This window comes from Paraburkholderia sp. J8-2 (assembly GCF_905220195.1).
Classification (GTDB): Bacteria; Pseudomonadota; Gammaproteobacteria; order Burkholderiales; family Burkholderiaceae; genus Paraburkholderia.
Genome location: NZ_CAJMZA010000125.1, coordinates 1 through 429, shown reverse-complemented (window position 1 = coordinate 429; position 429 = coordinate 1). Strand labels below are relative to the sequence as shown.

The following is a 429-nucleotide window of genomic DNA, read 5'->3' as shown; positions in this document are numbered from 1 at the left end:
GCGCAAACGGTCCCTGTCAGGGTAGTGGCCGATGTGATTCCACCCATCTCGAGCTCGACGACTGGATACGCCTGTGCGATGAAGAAAGTAATCATTGCTGCGAGCGCCAGCGCCAGGACGCGATCGAGTCGCGCCATGTCTGTGCTGGCGATGCTCGCCCCGCAGCGGGGGCAGTGCATTGCCCGAGTCTTCCCGGTCCGAAGTGGGCGCGACAGCAGCAGATCACAATCGGGACAGGCGATGAGGTTGCGGATTTCCATGGTTTTCAGATCGCTCGCCCCGTCAAGCTTCAGACGCGTCCGTCGCATTGCTCAATCCCATGCGCATGGATGCGAGTTCTGCCTCGAGTGCAGCAATCTCGTTCCACTGCTTGAGCACCGTCCCTCGCAGGACTCTGAGTTCGTGATGGACGGCCGCAAGCGCGAAGCG

Annotated in this window: 1 protein-coding gene; it reads right to left on the bottom strand. The window is 61.3% G+C overall.

Features of this window, described 5'->3' with window-relative positions; all coding sequences use genetic code 11:
* On the bottom strand, nt 1-260 hold a 260-nt coding region (locus U5A52_RS43105), incomplete at its 3' end, for a paraquat-inducible protein A (RefSeq protein ID WP_321940514.1).
* Between the last annotated feature and the right edge of the window lie 169 nt (nt 261-429).